The 23,638-nt window shown below is 61.3% G+C and carries 21 protein-coding genes, 1 tRNA gene and 2 pseudogenes; 9 read left to right on the top strand and 15 right to left on the bottom strand.

Translation table 11 applies throughout. The features are described from left to right. Positions 1-163 precede the first annotated feature (163 nt). Both GA0071312_RS19515 and GA0071312_RS01630 read left to right on the top strand, forming a co-directional pair. Positions 164-727, top strand: a complete 564-nt coding sequence (locus tag GA0071312_RS19515; protein ID WP_131817681.1) for a hypothetical protein — start codon at positions 164-166, stop codon at positions 725-727. Between the two features lie 681 nt (positions 728-1,408). Then, positions 1,409-1,771: a hypothetical protein gene (locus GA0071312_RS01630; RefSeq protein WP_074443355.1), complete on the top strand. Its 363-nt coding sequence runs from the start codon at positions 1,409-1,411 to the stop codon at positions 1,769-1,771. On the opposite strand, the pseudogene GA0071312_RS01635 reads toward GA0071312_RS01630, so the two are convergent. The 3 genes and pseudogenes from GA0071312_RS01635 to GA0071312_RS01645 form a co-directional block, all read right to left on the bottom strand. Continuing rightward, positions 1,772-2,239: pseudogene (locus GA0071312_RS01635) on the bottom strand (transposase); the annotation flags it as partial. It lies immediately after the preceding gene. Between the two features lie 270 nt (positions 2,240-2,509). After that, the gene (locus GA0071312_RS01640; RefSeq protein WP_074443356.1) at positions 2,510-3,535 is read right to left on the bottom strand and encodes an IS110 family RNA-guided transposase; all 1,026 of its coding nucleotides are present in this window, start codon (positions 3,533-3,535) and stop codon (positions 2,510-2,512) included. An 85-nt stretch (positions 3,536-3,620) separates the two neighbouring features. Continuing rightward, positions 3,621-4,421: pseudogene (locus GA0071312_RS01645) on the bottom strand (IS256 family transposase); the annotation flags it as partial. 211 nt (positions 4,422-4,632) lie between these two features. Between GA0071312_RS01645 and GA0071312_RS01650 the strand changes: the two are divergent. The 3 genes from GA0071312_RS01650 (at position 4,633) to GA0071312_RS01655 (ending at position 6,557) form a co-directional block, all read left to right on the top strand. Continuing rightward, positions 4,633-4,956 carry a DUF3768 domain-containing protein gene (locus GA0071312_RS01650; protein WP_074443357.1) on the top strand — a complete coding sequence of 108 codons (324 nt, stop codon included), beginning with the start codon at positions 4,633-4,635 and terminating at the stop codon, positions 4,954-4,956. A gap of 112 nt (positions 4,957-5,068) precedes the next feature. After that, complete coding sequence (locus tag GA0071312_RS19520; protein WP_131817682.1) at positions 5,069-5,695, top strand: hypothetical protein; 627 nt, start codon at positions 5,069-5,071, stop codon at positions 5,693-5,695. Between the two features lie 295 nt (positions 5,696-5,990). After that, entirely contained in the window at positions 5,991-6,557 is a 567-nt protein-coding gene (locus GA0071312_RS01655) for a tyrosine-type recombinase/integrase (protein WP_074443358.1), read from the top strand. On the opposite strand, the gene GA0071312_RS01660 is transcribed toward GA0071312_RS01655, so the two are convergent. The 8 genes from GA0071312_RS01660 to ygfZ form a co-directional block, all read right to left on the bottom strand. Further along, positions 6,527-8,146 carry a tyrosine-type recombinase/integrase gene (locus GA0071312_RS01660; protein ID WP_074443359.1) on the bottom strand — a complete coding sequence of 540 codons (1,620 nt, stop codon included), beginning with the start codon at positions 8,144-8,146 and terminating at the stop codon, positions 6,527-6,529. The genes GA0071312_RS01655 and GA0071312_RS01660 overlap by 31 nt on opposite strands. Before the next feature lie 216 nt (positions 8,147-8,362). Beyond that, positions 8,363-8,439, bottom strand: a tRNA-Met gene (locus GA0071312_RS01665). Positions 8,440-8,540: 101 nt separating this feature from the next. Then, positions 8,541-9,182: a class I SAM-dependent methyltransferase gene (locus GA0071312_RS01670; protein ID WP_074443360.1), complete on the bottom strand. Its 642-nt coding sequence runs from the start codon at positions 9,180-9,182 to the stop codon at positions 8,541-8,543. 31 nt (positions 9,183-9,213) lie between these two features. Next, complete coding sequence (mnmA, locus tag GA0071312_RS01675; protein ID WP_074443361.1) at positions 9,214-10,401, bottom strand: tRNA 2-thiouridine(34) synthase MnmA; 1,188 nt, start codon at positions 10,399-10,401, stop codon at positions 9,214-9,216. A 259-nt stretch (positions 10,402-10,660) separates the two neighbouring features. Then, positions 10,661-11,284: an HD domain-containing protein gene (locus GA0071312_RS01680; RefSeq protein WP_074443362.1), complete on the bottom strand. Its 624-nt coding sequence runs from the start codon at positions 11,282-11,284 to the stop codon at positions 10,661-10,663. Continuing rightward, a complete protein-coding gene (locus GA0071312_RS01685) occupies positions 11,281-11,913 on the bottom strand; it encodes a DNA-3-methyladenine glycosylase I (RefSeq protein WP_074443363.1) in 633 nt (210 codons plus the stop codon). Before GA0071312_RS01685 ends, GA0071312_RS01680 begins: the two co-directional genes overlap by 4 nt. Positions 11,914-11,924: 11 nt before the next feature. Further along, entirely contained in the window at positions 11,925-12,779 is an 855-nt protein-coding gene (locus GA0071312_RS01690) for a MipA/OmpV family protein (protein ID WP_165603933.1), read from the bottom strand. A gap of 92 nt (positions 12,780-12,871) precedes the next feature. Next, positions 12,872-13,753: a CAF17-like 4Fe-4S cluster assembly/insertion protein YgfZ gene (ygfZ, locus tag GA0071312_RS01695; RefSeq protein ID WP_074444110.1), complete on the bottom strand. Its 882-nt coding sequence runs from the start codon at positions 13,751-13,753 to the stop codon at positions 12,872-12,874. 162 nt (positions 13,754-13,915) lie between these two features. On the opposite strand from ygfZ, the gene GA0071312_RS01700 reads away from it, so the two are divergent. Next, on the top strand, positions 13,916-15,283 hold the full coding sequence (locus GA0071312_RS01700; RefSeq protein WP_074443364.1) for a dihydroorotase: 1,368 nt from the start codon (positions 13,916-13,918) through the stop codon (positions 15,281-15,283). Between the two features lie 71 nt (positions 15,284-15,354). Here the strand turns inward: GA0071312_RS01700 and GA0071312_RS01705 are convergent, their stop codons facing one another. Further along, positions 15,355-17,448 carry an ABC transporter ATP-binding protein/permease gene (locus GA0071312_RS01705; RefSeq protein ID WP_238947053.1) on the bottom strand — a complete coding sequence of 698 codons (2,094 nt, stop codon included), beginning with the start codon at positions 17,446-17,448 and terminating at the stop codon, positions 15,355-15,357. Between the two features lie 154 nt (positions 17,449-17,602). Further along, positions 17,603-18,070 carry a tryptophan-rich sensory protein TspO gene (gene tspO / locus GA0071312_RS01710; protein ID WP_074443365.1) on the bottom strand — a complete coding sequence of 156 codons (468 nt, stop codon included), beginning with the start codon at positions 18,068-18,070 and terminating at the stop codon, positions 17,603-17,605. 235 nt (positions 18,071-18,305) lie between these two features. On the opposite strand from tspO, the gene GA0071312_RS01715 reads away from it, so the two are divergent. Beyond that, positions 18,306-20,042, top strand: a complete 1,737-nt coding sequence (locus GA0071312_RS01715; protein ID WP_074443366.1) for an NAD+ synthase — start codon at positions 18,306-18,308, stop codon at positions 20,040-20,042. 83 nt (positions 20,043-20,125) lie between these two features. Then, positions 20,126-20,797: a peptide-methionine (S)-S-oxide reductase MsrA gene (gene msrA / locus GA0071312_RS01720; protein WP_074444112.1), complete on the top strand. Its 672-nt coding sequence runs from the start codon at positions 20,126-20,128 to the stop codon at positions 20,795-20,797. Here the strand turns inward: msrA and GA0071312_RS01725 are convergent. Together GA0071312_RS01725 and GA0071312_RS01730 are read right to left on the bottom strand one after the other, a co-directional pair. Next, positions 20,719-22,032, bottom strand: a complete 1,314-nt coding sequence (locus GA0071312_RS01725) for an MFS transporter (protein WP_074443367.1) — start codon at positions 22,030-22,032, stop codon at positions 20,719-20,721. The two genes, msrA and GA0071312_RS01725, sit on opposite strands and share 79 nt — an antisense overlap. Beyond that, complete coding sequence (locus GA0071312_RS01730) at positions 22,029-22,394, bottom strand: ArsR/SmtB family transcription factor (protein WP_238947054.1); 366 nt, start codon at positions 22,392-22,394, stop codon at positions 22,029-22,031. Before GA0071312_RS01730 ends, GA0071312_RS01725 begins: the two co-directional genes overlap by 4 nt. Positions 22,395-22,631: 237 nt before the next feature. Here GA0071312_RS01730 and GA0071312_RS01735 point away from each other — a divergent pair, with 237 nt between their 5' ends. Then, positions 22,632-23,636 (top strand): NAD-dependent epimerase/dehydratase family protein, encoded by a 1,005-nt coding sequence (locus GA0071312_RS01735; protein WP_074444114.1) that lies wholly within the window; start codon positions 22,632-22,634, stop codon positions 23,634-23,636. Positions 23,637-23,638 lie beyond the last annotated feature (2 nt).

Raw genomic sequence — 23,638 nt, forward strand, 5'->3', positions numbered from 1 at the left:
CGATGAAAATTTCAGACGTATTACAAACTGCCGATCAGCTGAACGCACGCAAACAGTGCACGGCTGCATTGATACACATACTCGACCGGCATGTGCTCAAGTCACAGCGCAAAGCCAAGTCAGGCAAGTGCAAGTGCGAACGCTGCAAGCCGAAGGCCGACGAATGATGGAGGCAATCCATGCCGACCATCGCCAGGTCATGCGCCAATGGCTACACGGTCAAGCTGCCGATTTCGACGTTGCCGTTTGCCTGTGCTTCCCCGTTGAAATGAAACAGGCAGAGCGTGGCTATGATGATCGTTGGGCGCAGCGTCATATCGGCCGCTTTTTCAATCGCATCGATCGCAGACTGTTCAAAAACGAGCACAAGCGGAAGGGCAAGCGCATAGAACGCTTGGTCGTGCTTGAGCATGCATCGACAATCGGCTGGCATGCCCATATCGCACTGCCCTGTCCAAGCGATTGGACCAGCTTCAGTTTTGCAAACTTGTTGCGCAGGGAATGGTTCGATGAGATCAAGCCCTATGCACGCAGCCTCAACATCGAGACCTATTGCTGGGTCAAGCCCATTGAGGGGCATTACGCGGACTACACGCTGAAATGGATCAGCCCGCATTTGAATGACGAAAAAGTTGATGAATTAAGCCGTTGCGCCCGTTTCGACGAGCTCAACTCTCATTTTTCAAATGACCACATAACACCTGACGAAGGGCGACAAGCCCTGTAAAAGCCAAGCGTCGTTTGGTTGCCTTAGCCGTTTCGCCCTCAGTGATGTGATTGCTGGGGTAGCGTATATTATTATCTATTCAAAATATTATAATTATATATAATACAAATTATAAAAACAATCACATGAATCAAAACATAATGAATGAGAAACATAACACGATAAATGAATCAAACACAAAACATACATGAGAATGATCTATTTCATTAATTGCAATAAACCAAAAATCAATCAAAGATAGCTAAATAGATTCAAACAAAACTCACATGAACGAAACCAAATGCATCTGATCGATCTCCCAACCAAAAACACGTTCACACATAAACGACACAGAGGTTGGCTGATCGGCCTGATTGCTCGTCAACTACCCATATCGCTATTCAGCTGTTGATGCACGTGTATGCCCCCTCAATTCCGATCACAGAACCCATCAGGCATAAGGCTACGATTCAGCTCGTCAGATGGCGATCACACATCGTCAGTCATGCCTTCATAGTCCTTTATAGCAATAATGAACATATTCGATCTCAGGTAGCAGCTTCACCTGATATCACTGGCTATCTGTTAGTATGGAAATCCCTCATTGGTGAGATCAGGTCATTTGGTCTTTTCAATCATTCATTGTCCATTTGATGCATTGAGCTTATTTTAGCAATCCAAGATATTCATAGGAGTAGCCATATGGGCCAACTGAACAAACTCGCACTGCGCAATGTCCATCGACAGGTGCATGTCGATCCAATCACAAGCCGGCGTGAGAAGCTCGTCAGAGCCATTCATCTGCAAAAGCAGGTACTGGCAGCACGTCTCAAAGGCGAGACCTACACGGTTGAACGCCGAAAGCGTGTTCGAAACACAGAAGGCGAACTTGTGTGGGCCAACACACAAAAGCCGGTGAGAGCTTGGTTCTTCGAACAGGATGGCGGCTGGTACGTACAGTGCCGTTATGGCGCACGTGTTCTGCTCGTTGATGGCAAACACAATGCCGTGTTCGTACCCAAGCTTGATCAGGAGCTATGCGGGATTTTGGGTGATACGGCCTGATCAGGCGGCGCGGTTTTCGGTACCGTTTACGGCGACACCGTTGGTGAATCTGACACCTTCGATGACCATTGGCAACTGCTTCGCGCCCTTCAGGCGGCGCCATGTCTTTGCGGCGGCCTGAACGAGCTTGAAGACCATGAGCTTCGCGGTCTTCTGCGACAATGCTCCCTTGGTCCGCACGGTTCGATGCCTGACGGTGGCGAACACGCTCTCGATCGGATTGCCGGTGCGCAGGTGATCCCAGTGATCGGCGGGGAAACCGTAGAATGCCAGCAAGGCTTCGCGGTCTTTGGTGAGACAGGTCACGGCCTTCTCGTATTTGGCGCCGTATTTCTCGGCGAAGGTGTCGATGGCGGTTTCCGCCGCGGCGCGGGTTTCGGCCTGCCAGATCTCGCGCAGATCGGCCTTCACCGCCGGCTGCATGGATTTCGGGAACTTGTTCAGGACGTTAGCCGTCTTGTGAACCCATGTATGGATGCCCCCGTTCGTGCAAGAGGTTTCTGCTCGGCTCAAGCGCGTGATCGGGTGCGGTCATGTATCAGGCCTTGAGATGCGGCTCTGAACGGACCGCGGGCCAGTATGGAGATACGCGGATCGAGTGCACATCAACAGCGCGAGCTCGAGGCTCTTTGGGTTCAAATGCTTTTCTCGATCCCGATCTGACCGATCGTTTGCCCTTACCTTGCTGTCGACTTCCTCACACGCCCAACGGCCCGGCTGCCTCGGCTGATGTCGTCATCAGACCGCGGCGACCGGACCCCTGAAGTTCTCTCCCCGCGTCGACATCGCCCAGATCCCGCGCGCCATCTTATTGGCCAGCGCGATGGCGACGACCATGCGTGGCTTGCGGGCCAGCATGCGTGCGAGCCAACTGCCTTCCGGCGCGCCCTTCCTGACGGCCCAGCGGACCACCGACATCGCGCCGATGATCAGGAGACGCCGTATGTCGCGCTGCCCCATCTTGGACGTTCGTCCGAGGATCTGCTTCCCACCGGTCGATCGCTGGACAGGGACGAGCCCCGTCCAGGCTGCGAAGTCGCGTCCACGCCTGAACGTCTCCATCGGCGGGGCGAAGGTCTGGACCGCCATCGCAGTCAGCGGGCCCACGCCAGGCATGGTCATCAGTCGTGCGGTGTCTTCTTCCCGCGCCGCTTCGCGCTTCAGCACCTTGTCGAGATCCGCGATCCTGCCGGAGAGCAGTTCGATCTGCTCGAGATAGAGGCGCCCCAGCTCGATCACGAGCGTCTCGAGACGCGAGCCGGCTGCCTCCAGCGCGTCCGCCAGCACCTTGACATGAGCCGGCCCCTGCGGCGCTATGAGGCCGTGCTCGGCGAGGTGGCCCCGCAGTGCGTTGATGAGCTGCGTGCGCTGCTTGACGAGGAGGTCCCGCGTCCGGAAAGCCATCGCCTTCGCCTGCTGCGCCTCGGATTTGACCGCGACGAAGCGCATGGTCGGGCGACCCGCCGCCTCGGCTATCGCCTCTGCGTCGGCCGCGTCGTTCTTCTGCCGCTTGACGAACGGCTTGACGTAGATCGGCGGGATCAGGCGGACCTCGTGACCGAGCTCGCCGATCGCGCGGCCCCACTCGTGGGCCGTCGCACACGCTTCCATAGCAACGATGCAGCGCGGCTGCTTGGCAAAGAAGCCGAGAACCTGCGAGCGACCCAGCTTCTTGCGGAAGCCGACGCTACCGTCCGCTCGCGCGCCGTGCGCCTGGAAGACCCGCTTTGCGAGGTCAAGGCCGATGATGCTAATGTTGTCCATGGATGCTTCCTCCTCTCGTGAATGACCTGCAGATCACCACGTTGGCACATTGCGATGCCGTTGGGAGGGGGCATCCAATCCATCAACAGCGCTGATGATGCGTTCCCGGGAAGACCTCGTCGAGGGCCTTCCAGAACCCCATGCCGCCATCGCCCACGGCGATCTCGGGCGGCACCTTGAGGCCGCGGGCCTTGATGTCGACCAACAGTTCGCGCCAGCTCTGCGCGCTCTCGCGCATGCCGACCTGGAAGCCGACGAGCTCCTTCTTCCCCTCCGGCGTGGCGCCGAGAATGACCAGTATGCACTCGGCCTGCGGTTCCATGCGGGCCTGCAGATAGACACCGTCGGCCCAGATATAGACATACCGCCGGGCCGAGAGATCACGGCCCTGCCAGCGATCGTATTCCTGCTGCCAATCGCCCGTCAGACGGGAGATGACACCAGGCGACAGGTTCGGTGCATCTACCCCGAGCAACGCTGACAGCGCTTCCTGGAAATCGCCGGTGGAGATCCCGCGCAGATAGAGCACCGGCAGCAGGGCATCGAGGCTTTTCGACCGCCGGGCCCATTTCGGCAGGATGCTTGAGGTGAAGCGGACCTTCTTCTCCGCGGGCATATCGGTGGCCCGGTCGCGGACTTTCGGGCGGCGCACGTCGAGCGGACCGATGCCGGTCTGAATGCTGCGCTGTGGCCCATAACCATGCCGGACGATCCGTTGCCGGCCATCCGGCAAAGCCTCCTCGGCATATTGCTCCACAAAGGTATCGGCTTCGGCCCGAAGTGCCGCCGCAAGCATCCTGCGGGCGCCGTCACGGGCAATTTCTGTCAGAGGATCCGCAACAGATCCGGGCTGGTACAGCGGGGTAATCGTGATATCATCTTTCATAGGCGTATCGTTCCTTTTGGAAGTTCTGGCAGGCTTCAGCACCCGCCACGATACGCCACCTCCTCAAACTGCGTCACCCAGATTCGCGTATAGCTCCTTGATCAGGTGGCCGGTGTGCTTGATGCCTTCGCTTCTGCCACAAAGGCCGGCGAACTCGATTCAGCCATTGCACAAGCCAGCAAGCGCAAGCCCAAAGAAGCAGGCAAGCCCAATGAGCAGTGAGCGAATCCGCCAACTGAATGATTCCGTTCGGCACACATTCAGTGGAGCCCGCATTCTGGTATCGAATGGGGTAGCAGCACTCGGCGACGACGCACTCGGAGAAATCCTTGCCCTCGTTCACACCTACGACCATTTCACACCCGCCAATGACCCGTTCGGCGAACACGACTTTGGCTTGATCAGTTGGGACGGGCACGACCTGGCTTGGAAGATCGACTATTTCGATATGGATCTGGCCATGCACTCACCTGATCCTGCCGATCCCACCGTTACTGCGCGTGTGCTGACCATCATGCTGGCAGAGGAGATGTGACGTTGCGTCCCTTCCAAAAATTATGCAAGATGGCTCAATCGAAAAATATTGAAGCAAGAATGTTGACGTCGACATAAGCTGACTGCGCTCTGTAGGAATAGGAGATGGTTCGATGTTTGGATTTTTTAAAAAAAAGCCAGAAATTAACGACAGAACCCATGCCGCTATTTATAATGAGATAATATTATTATCAAACAATCAATACGCTGATGTTGTGAAAGATACTTTCAATCATATGGATGATGGAAATCGTGCATTTACACTTATAGCACACGTAAATCTGATTCCAATGCTGTCGGGCCAATTTCTGGCTAAGCAAAAACGAGGAGAAAATTTTACGATAGAAGAATTTATTCCTCAACTTGGTGAGCGATTAGATGAAGCTGCTGGCGATCAAGTTAAAGTCCGTCGTTTAACTTGGTTTCTTTTTGCAGCAATGCTTGCAAGATTAGAAAAACTTTCATATTCTTCTCCGGAATTTATAAGTGTTGGCGCAGAAATTTGGTGTAAAATAATCGGCGCGTCACCTTTTTTAAGAAATATGCTCGTAAATAATATTGTTTGGAGCGAGGAAGAGCTGGCTTGGTTTGATTTAAGTAAATCTGATTCTAAATTTATGGAGATAGCAATGAATCATTATATTCCTCCAATTTTTGCTAAACACCCATGTGTTAAAAAATTTGCTGAGAATAAACACATTTTGTACCTACCGTCTTATCATTTGGGAGCGGTTCCATAATTACTTTGCATAACAATTTATATTTTAATATTTATTTGAAAATCTGAATATATAGATCCTAAGCCTTTCATGTCTGCTCCGATTTGACATAATTCGTTATCTCTCATCGATCTTAGAATATTATTTAAAAAAATGTTTCCGAAATTTCGGCATTATAATAAAATATACATTCTGTGATATTAGTTACTATCCATTTGAATTCATTGAGTTAATTTTTTAGAACGCGCTGCGTAGGAATCCCAAACATCATTATATACTATTGATTGTAGAGCATCATTAGATTTGGGAGTCCGACATGCGACAGGCTCAAACGCTGAGCGACGCGCAATTGAAACGCGTCCTCAATCACATCACCACCCGAAAACATCCACAACGTGATCGCACCATCCTGTTGGTGAGCGTGTATGCCGGTTTGCGGGCAAAGGAGATCGCAGGCTTGAAACACGGTGACGTGTTCGATGCTGATGGCCGAGTGAGGGAGCAATTCATCCTCACCGCTGACCAGGCCAAAGGTGGACGCCGACGAACTGTGTATTTGAGCCAGCGCTTGCGAAAGGCGCTGGCTGACTATCGGACCAGCATTCCATCGACCGATCCTTTTCGGCCCCTGTTCGCCAGTCAGAAGGGCGGACATTTCTCTCCCAACACCATGTGCCAGCTGTTTCTCTCTATCTACAAGGCATGTGGGCTCAAAGATGCCAGCAGTCACAGTGGCCGTCGCACCTACATTACCCGATTGGCGAACAAGGGCGTCGGCGTTCGCTTGTTGGCTGCACTGGCCGGCCATCGCCACATCGCCACCACCCAACGCTATATCGACGTGAACACCGATCAGCTGACTGAGGCAGTGGAGCTGCTCTGATCCGTTTGCTGATGGCCCATTAGCCTCAGCAATCCATTCCCAGTTAGTTTGCCCTGCCCAAATGCCTGCAATGCGCGTTGCCGCAATCTTTCGGACAATTCAAAACCGGGTTTATCGACACCCAACGCAGCGATCAGCCCATTCTCAGAAAGCCTTCCATCTTCAAAGAGATCGAAGGCCATCTCTGCCGATGATTTCGACCCATTATCGGCAGCCGATGCCTCATTTGGCAGTGACACAGATTCTGATCCAGCTTCGGCATCGCCCTCATCCGGTTCGGCTGGCAGTGCGTCATCAACATCATCATCATCGGTGACGGCTTTGTTCAATTCGGCAGGATCGATTTCCATACCGCTGATAGCCTGCTTCTGTCGATATTCCTCAGCCGTCAGCTCATAGCGCTTGCCGGTCAGCGCCTCCTTCTTCAGACGTGGTGTGAGATGGCTGTAATGCTGCTCGATCATCTGAATGCTGGTGCCCATCTGAATGGCGAGCGTGTGGATATCGAGTCCATCGTTGACCAGGCCAAACGTCGCATAGGTATGGCGTAAGCTATAGAGCGTGCGATTGCGCTCAGTACGTGGGCACTTGAGCAAATCCGTATCCTCCATCAGACGCCGAAATGTCTGACGCAGGTTCATCGTCGTCGTTCCATCAGGCAATCGAAACACCGGCTTGTCGATCTTGCGCTTCAACAGCTCCTCAAATGGAAAACCAGCGATATCTGCGCAACGTGACTGAATGCGCTTGAGATAGTTTTCCGTACCAGATCGGCAGATGATATCACGCCTGCCGGTTTTGCCATCGACCGACATCTCCAAAAACGTCTTTCCCTTATCGGTGAACAGGTTGACGTGTTTCCAATGCAGATTGTCGGCTTCGGTGCCATGTCTGATGCCGGTATTGGCCAGGATGAGGATATAATCACGCAGAAGATGCCGCATATCGCGTGACTTGCCCTTCCGACCAGCGTTGATCCAATGAGGCAGATGGCCGAGCAGCTTTCGATATTCATCTTTGTCGAAATCCGGTCGGCGCTCGCTATCCTTGCCCTTGTTGATGAGCAACGGCACGTGCGAACGGTGGATATAGCCCTGTGCAACGGCCTCGTCGAAAACACGGGCAATGGCCGCATTATGGGTGTTGAGGGTGGAGGCTTTGGGCTCTTTGCCGATCTTTTCCACCCGCCATTTTGAGAATGCCTGCAGGTCGGCGAAGGTGATCTTGTTGACGTGCTGATTCTGAAAATACGGGATGAAATAGCGTTTGAGGACGGCGATATAGTCCTTGTAGCTCTTTTTGCCCGTACCGGCTGCCAGCTGGTTTTGCATATCGGCGATGCATGTGGCGGCAACGTCGGCGAAGCGCTTTGTGACTGTGGGCAGATTGTTCTTCAGCCGAAGCTGATACTCCATGTACTGCTCACGTGCGCGTCTTTTGGCATCGTCGAGTTGGCGGCAGCCGGTGCTGATACGAACGAGTCGCTTGCCGGCTTTGAAGGCTGCCTGCCATGCTCTGCTGTTGGGGCGACGGGTGAGCCGAATATCCCCATCCATTATGGTCACCGTCTCTGAGCTGAGCTTGGGCATGGCCCCCCTATCGCATCATCGAACTCGAACTTTTTGGTGAAACCCAAAACGTCGAACGCTTTGGTCACCACAGCGATTCGCATCGCTATGGCCGACACAGTATGTGGGCAAAAGGCTCAGAAAACGAGTGGGGCGGTGTGTTACAGGTGTGTTACGAAAATCAACGCTGGCTGAAATCTCGAAATCAGCCTAAATCATTGTTTTATAAGGGTAAAATGGTAGCGGAGGAGGGACTCGAACCCCCGACACAAGGATTATGATTCCTCTGCTCTAACCTGCTGAGCTACTCCGCCCCGTTACGCGGCCTGCTTTGCCGACGCGCGTCATCGGCACGGCGGATATACGGAGCGCGGGGCGGGGTGTCAAGCGAGGCTGCGCACACGGTTCCGGATTTTCAGCTGCGCTTGACCAGACGCATCAGCTTGAACCAGCCGGCAGGGAAAAGCGGCGCGATTTCGGTCAATTCCACATCGCCGCGCGCCTCGGCCCAGGCCTTGATCCGTTCAATTCGAAAAGCCGAACTCCAGCCCACCTTCTTCATGAGCGGCGCCACCCATTCCTCGATCTTCGCCATGGCGCCCGTATCATAGCCAAGTTTCGAGGAGATCACGATCGCACCGCCGGGCTTGAGAACCCGCATCGCCTCGTCGAGCGCACCTTCAGGATCAGGCACGAGGGTGATCACGAAGGGCACGGCCACCGCGTCGAAGCTTTCATCGGCAAGACCCAGCCGGCAGGCATCCATGGCGGCGACGAGGCGCGTCTGTGGCGCAGCACCCGAGAGCATCTTGTCGCGGGCGCGCTCCAGCATGTGAAAGGAGAGATCGACGCCGATCACCCGCGTTCCCTCCGGATACCAGGGCAGCACCAGCCCGGTGCCGACGCCGATCTCGAGGATATCCGGCCCGGCCTTCGCGGCGGCGCGCGCGGTCTTCGCATGCGCATCGGCGAGAAGCTTGTGATAAACCCTGTCGTAATACGGGGCCCAGCGCTTGTAGGCGCGTTTCTGTCCTTCGAGATCGTAGGCGACGGCCATCGTGTTTCCGTTGGTTCTTGCGCGATGCCGCTCAGACGGCGCCGATCCTGCGTGCGGGCTCTGCGCCGATAAGGTCGAGCCGCGGAGCGCCGACGCGGGTGGCGATGGTGCCGCCGCCGAGCACGCGCGCGCGGGGATCGTCGCTCTCGTAGAAGACACAGGCCTGGCCGGGCGAGACCCCGTCCTCGGCCACGAGCAGTTCGACCTCGGCCGCGCCGTCCTTCATCCGCAGGATCGCCGGGCCGGGCGCACGCGTCGAGCGCACCCGGGCGCAGATCTCGATACCGGCCTCACCGATCCGGGAAAGCGGCACCTCGCCGAGCCAGTTGACGTCGCGCAGGATGATCTTGCGGGTGGCAAGCGCCTCGCGCGGGCCGACAATGACGCGCCCGCGATCGGCATCGAGCGCCACGACGAAGAGCGGCTCGCCCACGGCGATGCCGAGCCCCCGGCGCTGGCCGACCGTGTAATGGATGATCCCCTCGTGGCGACCCAGAACGCGCCCGTCGAGATGGACGATATCCCCCGGCTCAGCCGCATGCGGCTTCAGCTTGGCGATGACATCAGCGTAATTGCCGTTGGGCACGAAGCAGATATCCTGGCTGTCGGCCTTTTCGGCCACGACCAGCCCGAGCTCGCGGGCGAGCGCGCGCGTCTCGCTCTTCTCCTGCTCGGCCAGCGGAAAGCGCAGCATGGCGAGCTGTTCGGGCGTCGTGGCGTAGAGGAAATAGCTCTGGTCGCGGGAAGGATCGAGGGCGCGGTAGAGCGCCCGCCCGCCATCGGGCAGCGCCCGGCTCGCGACGTAATGGCCGGTGGCGAGCACATCAGCACCGAGCTCCTGCGCAGTCGCGAGGAGGTCCCTGAACTTGATCGAGCGGTTGCATTCGACGCAGGGGATCGGCGTCTCGCCGGCGAGGTAGCTGTCGGCGAAATTGTCGATCACCGCCTCGCGGAAGCGCGATTCGTAATCGAGCACGTAATGCGGGATGCCGAGCATCTCCGCCACGCGGCGCGCATCGTGGATGTCCTGTCCGGCGCAGCAAGCGCCCTTGCGATGCACGGCGGCGCCGTGATCGTAGAGCTGCAGCGTGATGCCGATGACGTCGTAGCCCTCGCGCTGCATCATCGCGGCGACGACGGAGGAATCGACACCGCCCGACATGGCCACGACGACGCGCGTCTGCGACGGCTCCTTCGCGATATCCAGGCTGTTGAGCATGGGCTCCTCGTCTGATGGTTCGATTGCTACGGCGCGTCCCCCGCGTTTCCATACACGGGATGGCCCATGATTTCCAGCGCTGCCGGGCGACCACCATGAGAAACACGCGCAGTCTCATGTGGGGCACGCAGTCCTTCGCACCGGATCCGCGCGAGCGGGGACCGCCCTGCCTTCTCGCCCGGCCTCCCGTTGCGCTCGATTCCCGTCGCGCTGAACACCTGCCAAGTTCAAACCCTTCCAAGTTCAACACCTGCCAAGTTCAAACCCGGCCACGCTCATTCTGCAAGGCTGCAACGCGCTGCGCGAAACGCTGCTGCATCACTTCGATCGGCTGCGGTGCAAGCAACGCCTCGCTCGCGGGAGACAGTGCCCGGGGTTTGCCGAAGAAGCGCTCGGCTTCCTCCTCCGCAAAGCCGGCGAGCCGGACGGCTTCGTGAAAGGCTGCGGCGCCGTCGGCGCGCTTCATCAAGGCAGCGAGTGCCCGCGAGGGCGTGGCGGAGAGGCCGAAATGCAGGCGGATCGCCGCCATCAGCCGCGCCTCGACCTGCTTGTAGGTATCGCCGATCACCGCCTTGAAGGGGGAGATCATGTCACCGATCACGTATTCCGGCGCGTCATGCAGCAGGATGCCGAGCCGTTCCCCGGGTGTCAGCGCCTGCGCCATATCTGCGGCGACCGTCTCGACCAGCAGTGAATGCTGGGCCACCGAGAAGATGTGTACGCCATGCGTCTGCCCGTTCCAGCGCGCGACACGGGCGAGGCCGTGGGCGATGTCTTCGAGTTCGATATCGAGCGGCGAGGGATCGAGCAGGTCGAGCCGGCGTCCCGACAGCATCCGTTGCCAGGCGCGCGCGGGTCGATGTGTCGATGATTTGCGGCTCATGCGCCTGCCCCGTCGATCCGGATATCGGCAAGCGCAGCGCATTCGGCATGACGAAAGCAGCCGGTGAGATGATCGTTCGTCATGCCCACCGCCTGCATGAAGGCATAGACGATGGTAGGCCCGCAAAAACCGAACCCCTCCGCCTTCAGCGCGCGCGACATGGCCTGCGATTGCGCATTCTGCGTCGGCACGGTTTCACGGGTCTGGTATTGCGGCTGCGCCGGGCATCCATCAACGAATTTCCAGAGAAAATGCGCAAACCCCTCCCGCTCCTCAATGGCGAGCCAGGCGCGCGCCCCGGCGATGGTGGCGACGATCTTGGCGCGGTTGCGCACGATACCGGCATCATTCATCAGCGCCCCGATGCGCGCCTCGTCAAATCGCGCAATGGCCTGCGGATCGAATCCGGCAAAGGCTGCACGGAAGGCGTCGCGTTTGCGCAGGATGGTGATCCAGGACAGCCCGGCCTGGAAACCGTCGAGAATGAGCTTCTCGAACAGCGCCCGCCCATCCGTCTCTGGCACGCCCCATTCGGTATCGTGATAGTCGACATAGAGCGGATCACACCCCGGCCACCAGCAACGGGCCAGTCCGTCCGGGTGCACGATCAGGGACGGGCCGGGCGCCATGGCCGGGCTGGTCAGCGCATATCGGCGCTGAAGGAGTAGGACAGGCCGAAGCCGGCGGAAAACTGGTTGGGCGAACCATGCGTGCGCACCAGCGGCGACTTGCGCACATCGCCAGCGAGGCGGTCATAGCGGGCAAAGGCCCGGACCGTCCAGTCGGGGGTAACGGCATAGCTGGCCGAGCCGACGACGCCGAAAGCACGGATGCCCGATCCCGGCGAATACAGCGCGAGTCGCGAACCGGCTGCCTGCTGTTCGCGGCTGACGCCGAAATAGGTACGGTTGTATTCGGCATTGGCCCAGGACAGGCGCGGTCCGACCGAGAGCGTCCATTGCGTATCCGGACGCATGACGAGATCAGCCCCCACATCCGCGAGGACGCCGGTATGGCCGCCGATCCCATGGCGCATCTCGGCGCTCAGCCGGAAATTCTGGGTCGCCCAGATCTCTGCGAAGCCGCCGATTTCCGCCGTGAAGCCGACATTGCCGAGCCCCGTGAGAGCGGCAGCATCGCTTTCGGCCCGGCGCCCGCGGAACTTGCCCACGGCGCCAACGCGAACATTCTCCACCTCGATGAGGCCGATACGGATGCCGTCATCAGGCGCACGGAACCGGGTCGGCGAGCCGGAGCGGCGAATGGAGAAGATCGGCATGGGGCGCACGCGATAGGTCTTGGCACCCTCGAACTGTGGCAGGAGGCGGGCTTCTGCCCCGATCGTCATGGTCCAGCTGCCGGCGAAGACATTGGTGGTCTGGGCCTGCGCGGGGGCGGCCGACATGGCATGCACACCCGCAGCGAGACCGGCACCGAGAACCACACCGGAAAGGGTGTGGCGGCTGAGCGGATGAAAACGCGATTTCAGGGTCATCATTGATCCGATGGTTACGCAACTCTGACTGAGTAGCGATAATGCCGCGTAAACGGTCAACGCATTCTTAACGGCGCTTTCGTTTAGCGCCGCTACCGCTCGCTGTCGAGCCCGTATGCGGCATGCGGGAGGGAAATGCCCAGCCAATCGGGCTGAATCAAGGCAAGCCGGGCCTGACCGGATTCAAGGGCTGCTCCGGCATTCAGCGCGTCGGCCACCCGGTCGAGCCGCATTTTCGCCATGGCACGATCCTGCGTCGCGCTGACGCAGGTCCCGACCACCTTGCCCCCAGCGGTGATCTCCGCACCCGGCTCCGGCAAGGAACCGGCCAAAGCCGTCACGGGAACGAAACGCGTGCGCGCCGTACCGCGATGCTGCATCCGCGAAACAACCTCCTGGCCAACATAGCAACCCTTGGCGAAATCCACCCCGCCATTTTGATCCATCAGCGCCTCGTGCGGGAAGGTTTCGCCGAAAGCGTAGTCCAAACCGCCCTCGGGCATGCCATGCGCCATGCGATGGGCCTTGTAATCATCGCCCGACGCGTCGCCCACCGGTGCATCGCCCGCCGTCAAGATCGCCCGCCAGCCGAGAGCGGCGAGGCGCGGATCGGGGCCCGCGACACGTGCCGTCTTCGGAACCGTAGCATCGTCCCAGCCGGCGATGACGGCGAAATCTTCGGCGCGCTCATCCAGCGTGACCTTGGCGCGCAGGCGGTAGAATTTCAGCCGTCTGGCGAGTTCGGAAAGCAGGTCGCGCCGGCAATCGAGATAGAATCCGCCCTCCGATTCGGGCGCGACATGGAGGAAGAAATCGAACAGGATCTTCCCCTGGGGCGTGAGCAGCGCCGCGAAGATCGGCTTGCCCGGCTGCGCATTGTCCACATCGCTGGTGATCAGACCGTCGAGAAAATCATGCGCCGCCTCGCCGGCGACATGCAGAACCGCGCGATCATCCAGTCTCGCCAAAGGCATGTCGTGCTCCCGTTTCAGGAAAATGGCCGCGAGCAACCCCGCTCAGGCTGGAGATAGCCTCGCAGGCGCCTGCACTCAAGGCATGCCGGTGATGACAATGCCCCGGTTTTGTCGCATCACTAGGCGCAATCAATTCTGCGATAAAGAAAAGCGAGGCATGCGATGGCGGTTTTCGATCTGATTCTCAAGGGCGGCTGCGTGGTCAATCACGATGGCGAGGGCATCCGCGATATCGGCGTGCGCGCCGGCGCCATCGCCGAAATCGGCGATCTCTCGCAGGCCTCCGCCGAGCGCGTGGTTGATTGTACCGGTCTCCATATCCTGCCCGGCGTGATCGACAGCCAGGTGCATTTTCGCGAGCCGGGCCTTGATCACAAGGAAGATCTCGAAACCGGCGCCCGCGCGGCCGTGATGGGCGGCGTCACCAGCGTCTTCGAGATGCCCAATACCAATCCCCAGACGACGACACCGGAAGCGCTGGCCGACAAGATCGCTCGCGCGACGAACCGCATGCATTGCGATTTCGGCTTCTGGGTCGGCGGCACGCACGAAAATGCGAAGGACATCCCCGAACTCGAGCGCCTGCCGGGCGCCGTGGGCATCAAGGTCTTCATGGGTTCGTCCACCGGCTCGCTGCTGGTGGAGGATGATGGCGGCGTCACCGAAATTCTGAAACGCACCCGCCGGCGTTCGGCCTTCCATTCGGAAGACGAGGAGATGCTGCGCGAACGCAAGCCCCTTCGCGTGGAGGGCGATCCGCGTTCGCATCCCGTCTGGCGCTCGCCGGAAGTCGCCCTGAAATGCACCGAGCGGCTGGTGCGCATCGCCCATGCGACGGGCGCAAAGATCCATGTGCTGCATATCTCGACGAAGGAGGAGATGGATTTTCTCGTCCATCACAAGGACGTCGCCACCGTCGAGGTGACGCCAAACCATCTCACGCTCACCGCGCCTGAAGCCTATGAGCGCCTCGGCGCGCTCGCCCAGATGAACCCGCCGGTGCGCGACGAGGGCCATCGCGAGGGCATCTGGCGCGGTCTCACCCAGGGCATCGTCGATGTGCTCGGCTCCGACCATGCGCCGCATACGCTGGAAGAAAAGCAGAATGCCACCTATCCGAACACGCCCTCGGGCATGACCGGGGTGCAAACATTCGTGCCGGTGATGCTCGATCACGTCAACAAGGGCCGGCTCTCGCTGATGCGCTTCGTCGATCTCACCTCGGCGGGCCCCCAGCGCATTTTCGGCATTGCCCGCAAGGGACGCATCGCAGCCGGCTATGACGCCGATTTCACCATCGTCGATCTGAAGAAGCAGAAGACCATCAGCAATGACTGGATCGCCTCGAAATGCGGCTGGACGCCTTATGACGGGGTCTCCGTCACCGGCTGGCCGGTCGGCACGATGGTGCGCGGCAACATGGTGATGTGGGAGGGCGAACTCACTGCGCCGGGCGCCGGCGCACCGGTGCGTTTCGTCGATACGCTGGGGGGGCTGAGAGCATCATCCCGTCAGGTGGATACCGGCTGACGGAAAAGGATTCGCGAAACAACGACCTTGAGCGCCCGGCCTGACCCCGTCAGCTCGGAGCGCTCCACTGGTCATTGCGCGGGCACATGATCCGGGTCGACGGGGCGATACACGCCGTCGACCCCCGCTCTCATGTCGATGCGGCGCTCGTGGAAGGCGATGAGCGTGGAGCGGTGGCCGATCGAGATCAGGGTGGTCCCGGGCAGCTCCTCGCGCAGCACCTTGTAGATCGCGGCTTCCGTCGGCTCGTCCATGGCGGCGGTCGCTTCGTCGACGAGAAGCCAGTCGGGCTGTTCGAGCAATGCGCGCGCGATCGCAAGGCGCTGCTGCTCGCCGAGCGAGAGCGTCTGTGCCCAGGAGCGATCCTCGTCGAGCAGCGGCACGAGATGGGCAAGCCGCGCCTTCTCCAGCGCCGCGCGCAGCGCGTCATCCGAATAGAGATTCTCCAGCGCCGGATAGGCCACGACCCCGCGCAGGGTGCCCACCGGGATGTAGGGCCGCTGCGGCAGGAGCATGAGCTTGCGCCCGGCGGGTTTATGCACCACACCCTCGCCGAAGGGCCAGATGCCCGAGATGGCGCGAAACAGCGTCGATTTACCCGTCCCCGACATCCCGGCCAGAAGCACCGATTCGCCGGGTCGGAAGGTAAGCTGCGAGGCCCCGGCGATGGGGGTACCATCGGGCAGGCGCACGATCACGTTCTCGAGGCGCAACGTATCGCCCTCATGCTCGGTGATGACGATCTCGCCGGTCTCGCGCCCGGCCTCGCGGGCGCGCTGCATCGATTCCTCGAAGGAGGTCAGGCGGTCGACCACGGCCTTGTAGGAGGCCAGCCGCTGATAGGCGTCGATGAAGAAGGAGAGCGCACTCTCCACCCGTGCGAAGGCGCCCGCCGTCTGCGTCATCACGCCGAGCTGGATCTGGCCGGCAAAATAGAACGGTGCCGCGATCACGTAGGGTACCACGGAGTTCGAATAATCGTAGAAACTGGTAAAGGCGATCAACCGCTTGTTGATGCTCACGCGCCTGAAGAAATTGTCGACGATGCGTGCGAATTGCGTGCCCAGCCGTTCGCGCTCGGCCCCCTGCCCGCGCAGCAGCGCGACCTGCTCGCCATATTCGCGCAGCCGCGCCAGCGAGAAGCGGAAATCCGCCTCATAGCGCTCCTGCAGGAAGTTCAGCCGGATCAGCGGACGCCCGATCAGATGCGTCGCATATGTCGCGATCACGGCGTAGACCAGTGCGATCCAGAACAGCAGACCCGGCACCACCACCTCGGTCCCCGGGAAGGTGAAATCGGAGGAGATCGTCCACAGGATCACCGAGAAGGAGACGAGCGTTGAAACCTGCGACAGCATGCCCAGCGTCAGGCCCATCGTATCGGTGGTGAACTTGTTGATATCCTCCTGGATGCGCTGGTCGGGGTTGTCGGTCTGGACGCCGAAGACCTGCATCCGATAGGGGATCGCGCCCGAAAGCCAGCGGCGCGTGTAGAATTGTGTCATCCAGTTGCGCCAGTGGATATCCAGCGTCATGCGCACGGCATATTGATAGATCGCCATGGTCACGGCGATGGTGACCCAGAATACCCAGACCGTGAGCAGAAGCCGCCAGAACTCGTCCGCATTGCTTTCCTGGATGGCGTTGAACCAGTCGCGGTTCCAGTAGCTCAGCCGCACCGAGATGGCGACGAGCGCGAATTGCATGATCACCACGATCGAGAGCAGGACCGTGCCGATGACGCGCTCCTGGGCCCGGAATTCCGGGAACGGCCAGATCTGCACGACACCCGTCTCGCGCGAGACGAAGAACGGATCGGTCAGTTGCGCGATGGTGCGGATCACCGGAATGCGCCCGACGGCGAGCATGGCGAGCGCAAAGATCGCCGCCGCCACCGGCATGGCCAGCGGCGGGGTGAATCCGTCCATCGCCGCAGGCGTATAACCGTGGTTGTCGACCAGATAGAGCACGCCGAGCAGGGTATGCGCGAAGGCGATCAGCCCGATCAGGATGCGCAGGTAAACCGCCGTATCACGCGAAAACCGCAACGCCGCGCCGATGGCGATCGTGGCGATCGGCAAGAGCAGCGGTATGGTTTCGCCCAACAGCGCGCCGATGAGGAGGAGCGCGCCCGCAAGCGCGAAAACCAGCGAAGCCCTTTGCATCAGATGCACGCCCTCAATTGCCACTCCTCACGATTCGCCCGACTCCCTGCCGGCACGGCGATGATGCGCGATAGCGCGCATCGAAGATAGGCACAATAACGCGCCGCGACAGATGTGCAGCGCCATTGTCAAGCAGATGTGATCCGGGCTGCCCTCATGCGGCGGCATCGGCCTGAGGGTTGCGCTTGAGAACGGCGAGATTGAGCGCGAACGCGTAGCTGCCCCAGAGCAGATACGGCACGAGCAGCGCGGCAGCGAGCCCGTCGATCGCGGCGAAAGCCGTGATCGTGGCGGCGAGCGCGACCCAGAGCAGGCCGATCACGATTGCCGCGGCGCGCATTCTGTGCAGACCGAAGAAAACCGCGGACCACAGGGTGTTCAGGCAGATCTGCAGGCTCCACAAGGCCAGCGCCAGCGCGCTGTCCGGCTCCCCCGCCACCCGCGCGACGGCGACCGCCATCATCAGATAGAGCACACTCCAGATGATCGGAAAGGCGATGTTCGGTGGCGTCCATGACGGCTTGTCGAGACCACGATACCAGGCGCCGGGCTTGAAAAGCACACCCGACGAGGCCGCGACGGCACAGGTGGCGAGAAAGACGAGGAAGACGGCGAGATCCATCAGATGCTCCCGGAACAGAACGCTGCGCGAGCATAGGCGGCTGATCCGTATGCGGCAATGCTGCCTGTTCCTGCGGGAAGCCCTCCGGCGAGACGCATTCCGGGGACACGCGCTCCGGGGGCACGCTCTCCGGGAACACGCGCTTCGGGGGCAAGCGTTGCGGCGGCCATGCATATGCACCCTCGAAATCGGCTTTGCCGTTGCGGCGGGGCACGCGGCGCGTTATCTCCCGAACATGACCGATACAAACAGCCTCGCCATAGCGCTCGCGCAGCTCAACCCCATCCTTGGAGACGTCTCCGGCAATGCCGGCAAGGTGCGTGCCGCGCGCGCCCGGGCAGCCTCGCAAGGGGCGGATCTCGTCGTCTTCTCCGAGCTCTTCCTGTCCGGGTATCCGCCGGAAGATCTGGTGCTCAAGCCGGCCTTCCAGGATGCCTGCCGCGCAGCACTCGATCAGCTCGCGCGTGAGACCGATGACGGCGGCCCCGCCATGCTCGTCGGCCTGCCCTGGGCCGAGGATGGAAAGGTGTACAATGCCGTCGCCCTGCTCGATGGCGGGCGTATCGCGGCGGTGCGGTTCAAGGTCGACCTGCCCAATTACGGCCCCTTTGACGAAAAGCGCGTCTTCGCTTCCGGCCCGATGCCGGGGCCGATCGTGGTGCGCGGCGTCCGGGTCGGCGTGCCGATCTGCGAGGATATCTGGGGCGAGGAAGTCGTCGAATGCCTGGCCGAGACCGGGGCGGAAATCCTGATCGTGCCCAATGGCTCGCCCTTCTGCCGCGGCAAGAGCGACGAGCGCTTCAACATCGCCGCCGCCCGCGTCACCGAAAGCGAATTGCCGCTGATCTACCTCAACCAGATCGGCGGCCAGGACGAGCTCGTCTTCGACGGCGCCTCCTTCGTGCTCCAGGATGATTGCGCGCTGGCCTGCCAGCTTCCCGCTTTCGCCGAGACGGTCGCGCTCACCCGCTGGAGCCGCGAGGCCGGCATCTGGCGTTGCGTCGAGGCGCCGCGCGAGACGGTGGTCGAAGGCGAGAAGGCCGATTACGCGGCCTGCGTTCTGGGGCTGCGCGATTACGTGGAAAAGAACGGCTTCCCCGGCGTGGTACTCGGCCTGTCCGGCGGCATCGATTCGGCTTTGTGTGCGGCGATTGCCGTCGATGCGCTGGGGCCCGATCGGGTGCATTGCGTGATGCTGCCCTATCGCTACACGGCGCAGACCTCCCTTGATGACGCGGCTGCCTGCGCGCGGATGCTGGGCGTGCGCTACGACATCCTGCCCATCGCCACCGGGGTCGAGGGTGTGGAAGCTGCGCTCGCGCCCCTGTTCCAGGGCACCGAGCCGGGCGTCACCGAGGAGAATATCCAGAGCCGCGTGCGCGGCACGATTCTGATGTCGATCTCCAACAAGTTCGGCGCCATGGTCGTGACCACCGGCAACAAATCCGAAATGTCGGTGGGTTATGCCACGCTTTATGGCGACATGAATGGCGGCTTCAACCCGATCAAGGATCTCTACAAGCTCGAAGTCTACCGGCTGTCGCGGCTGCGCAACGGCTGGAAGCCGGATGGCGCGCATGGTCCCGACGGCATGGTGATCCCTGAAGACATCATCACCCGCCCGCCAAGCGCGGAGCTGCGCCCCGACCAGACCGACCAGGATTCGCTGCCCCCCTACGAGGTGCTCGATGCCATCCTCGCAGAGCTCGTCGAGAAGGAGACCCGCGTCGACGAGATTGTCGCCATGGGCCATGACCGCGACACGGTGACCCGGATCGAGCGGCTGCTCATCCTCGCCGAATACAAGCGCCGGCAGGCCGCGCCGGGGGTGAAGGTGACGGCGAAGAATTTCGGGCGCGACCGACGCTACCCGATCGTCAACCGCTATCGCGACAGGGGCGAGCCGGCCTATGCGCCCGATCCCGAGCTCTACAAGCCTTCGGGGTCGCTGCGCGCGGATCTCGATTTCTGACCGGGGCGCAGGGCCACACCTCGACGCAGGGCACTTGCCGGACCATATTGACGGCAATGGCTCATGCCACCGAGGAGGTGACGATGTTTTCGTTTTTCAAGCGCACCAGCCTGCCGGGCGCCGGGGAGGCCCTGCCCGGTCGGCCCGATCCGATCCCGACCGCGACGCACCACCATGTCAACGGCGTGCCGCTCGCGGGCCCCTATCCGGATCATATGCGCAAGGTGGTCTTCGGGCTCGGCTGCTTCTGGGGTGCCGAGCGGCTGTTCTGGCAAATGCCGGGCGTGCATGTGACGGCGGTGGGCTATGCCGGTGGCACGACGCCCAATCCGTATTACGAGGAAGTCTGTCGCGGCGAGACCGGGCATACCGAGGCGGTACTCGTGGTCTATGATCCGTACGAGGTCTCCTTCGAGAGCCTGTTGCGCACCTTCTGGGAAGGCCATGATCCCACCCAGGGCATGCGCCAGGGCAATGATGTCGGCACGCAATACCGCTCCGCCATCCATGTCTTCGACGATGAACAGATGCAGGCGGCAACCGCAAGCCGGGATGCTTTCGCAGCGGCGCTGAAGCAGCGCGGTTTTCCCGCGATCACGACCGAGATAGCCGAAGCCGGACCGTTCTATTTCGCCGAAGATTACCACCAGCAATATCTGGCAAAGAATCCCGGCGGTTACTGCGGCCTCGGCGGCACCGGTGTTTCCTGCCCGCTTCCCGCCACCGCCGCGACGCCTTCCGGCTCCGCAGCCTGAGCCTGAAGACGCGCTCGTCGCTGTGCGGCGAGCGCCACGAGGCCGATGAGGATGATGTCGGTCAGGCACAGGGCCACGAGTATCACGAGCAGCAGATCGGGGCCGAACGCATCGATGATCCAGGCTGCAGCCAGCGGTGAGAGCGCGCCAAGAAGCAGGATCGGCGCAGCCAGCCGCCCCATCATCGTGGCATAGATTCCCGGATCAAACAGCGCGAGCGGCAGGGTGCCGCGCACGATCGAGCGGATCCCGATCCCCGCCCCGTAGAGCATGAGCGCGAGCGCGATCAATGGCGCATGGCCGGCAAGCAGGGTGACCCCGGCGAAGATCAGTATGGCGGAGACGGCCGCCGTCCAGAGCGGATGAAACTTTCGCCCGATCAGCATTTCGAGAATCCGCCCGCCGACCTGGCTCGGCCCGACCAGCGCGCCGAGCCCCACCGCCGCCGCCAGCGCGATGTCGCGCGCCTGCAGCACGGTGAGCAGATGCACGGAAAGCACCGCAGAGGCGATGCCGCCGATGGTGAGGCCCGTGGCGAGCAACGCGAAGACGAGCCGATCGCTTTCCGGCAGGGTGATCCGCGCGCCGCTGCTTTCGCGCCCGCGCAGCAACGCGGTCAGGACCTCCCGCCGGGACTGGCGGGGGCGCGCCGGATCATCGGGCGCGAAACGCGGCAAGGCGAAGACATGCAGCGGTAGATTGATGAACAGATGAATGCCCGCATAGGTCAGGCAGGCGCCGCGCCAGCCCAGCGTCTCGACGAGAAAGGCGCTGAGCGGCCAGCACAGGGTGCTGGCAAAGCCGCCATAGAGCGTCAGCGCCGTAATCGCGCCACGCGCATCCTTGCCATAGAGCCGCCCGAGCGTGGCGAAGGCCGCGTCGTACAGCCCCGCCCCCATGCCGATCCCGAGCAGGACCCAGACGGTGAAATAGAGTGCCGGGTGATCGACGAAGGCGAGGCCTGCGAGCCCCGTCGCCATGATCAGCGAAGACGCACTCATCACCGGACGCCCGCCCGTGGCCTGGATGGCGTTGCCGACGCGCGGCGAGACCACACTCGCCGCGATCAGCCCGAGCGTCAGACCGCCCACCACCATGGTCAGCGGCCAGCCGGTTTCGCGCGCAATGGGTTCGGCCAGAACGGCAAGCAGGTAATAGGTGGAGCCCCAGGCCAGGATCTGCGTGATGCCCAGAGCCGAGATCACCACGGCCCGCGGCGGGGTCATCCGCGTCATGCATCACCATCCGCCACAACGGGCGCGACAGGCAGCGCCCGCGTGCAGGAATCCGCGCAGCATTCATCGTTGAGAAAGCCGACAAGCCCGTGCATCGTTTCGAAATCGGCCCGGCAGATCAGCGTCGTCGCCTGGCGTTCGCGGCTGACGAGGCCCTGCGCGGTCAGCTTGGCCAAATGATGCGAGAGCGTCGAAGCGGGAATGCCGAGCGCCTCCTGCAACCGCCCCACGGGGATACCCTCCGGGCCGGCGCGCACCATCAGGCGATAGAGCGCAAGCCGTGTGGGATGGCCGAGCGCTTCGAGCTGCGCGGCCATCGTGGCGAGATCGACATCGGGAAGCGGCGTCTTCATCTGCATCATGGCGCCACAATGCGGGTACCTAAAACCCGCGTCAATCATTATTCGAACCATATCGAAATAGCAGAATTTGCACCATGACCGGGCAGGATTTGCAGGAAATTCGGGCTCCCCTTCCCCAGGGAAATGGGTACATTCGACGGAGGGTGAGGCGCGATTTCCATCCCCGCTGGGGAGGGCGGTTACGGCGCGCGCTGCATGGAGGGCATGCGCAAAACCAAAAGTTTCGAGAGGTATTCCTTGGGCATTCTCATCATCGGCGGAGCGGGTTTCATCGGGCTCAACCTCGCGGAGCAACTGCTTGCCGCAGGCCGCGCCGTAACCATTCTGGATCGTGCCCCGCCGCCGCGATCGGCCCGTGACGCCTTTGCCGCCCTGCCGGGCGGGCTTATCGTCGAGACCGGCGATATCGCCGATCATGCGCATCTGTCCACCCTGATCGCGTGCCATCGTGACGGCGTCATCTATGGTGCGGCGATCACGGCGGGGCCGCAGCGCGAGGCGCGTGACGCGTCGACCATTCTCGCGGTCAATCTTGGCGGGCTCGTCGCCACCCTCGAAGCCGCGCGCGAAGCGGGGGTGCGCCGGGTGATCAATCTGTCCTCCGCCGCCGCTTGGGGCGCGGCGGGCACCCGGCACGCGCGCCTGATCGAGGATGAAACCCCGGAGGATCCGCGCGCGCTTTATCCGATCACGAAATTCGCCGGCGAGCGTTTCTGCGCGCGGCTCGCCGGTTTATGGGGCGCGGATATCCGCTCCGTGCGACTGTCGGGCGTGTTCGGCCCGTGGGAATACGATACCGGCCTGCGCGACACGCTGAGCCCGCAATGGCAGATCCTGAAGGCGCTCGACGCCGGCGATCACGCCATCCTGCCGCGCGCAGGCCATCGCGACTGGCTCTATGCCCGCGACGCCGCCCGCGCCGTGATCGCGCTGCTCGATGCGCCGAAACTCACGCATGACCTCTATAACATCGCCCCCGGCGCCCCCACCGCCTTGCTCGACTGGGGCCGGATGGCGGCAAAGGCGCTCGGCCTTCCCGAGACGCGATGCCGCCTTGCACAAGCCGGCGAAACGGCCACGATCGATCTGCACATGCCGCGTGATCGTGCGCCAATGGACATCACCCGGCTGGTGGCCGATACGGGCTTTGCTCCCGCCTTCGACGATGCGGCGTCGGTGGCGGATCTGCTCGCATGGCGCGCCGCTATTGCTGCGGGTGCGGCCCCGGAGGAACGAGAATGAGG

Origin of the sequence: Saliniramus fredricksonii, assembly GCF_900094735.1 — a bacterium.
GTDB classification, from domain to species: domain Bacteria; phylum Pseudomonadota; class Alphaproteobacteria; order Rhizobiales; family Beijerinckiaceae; genus Saliniramus; species Saliniramus fredricksonii.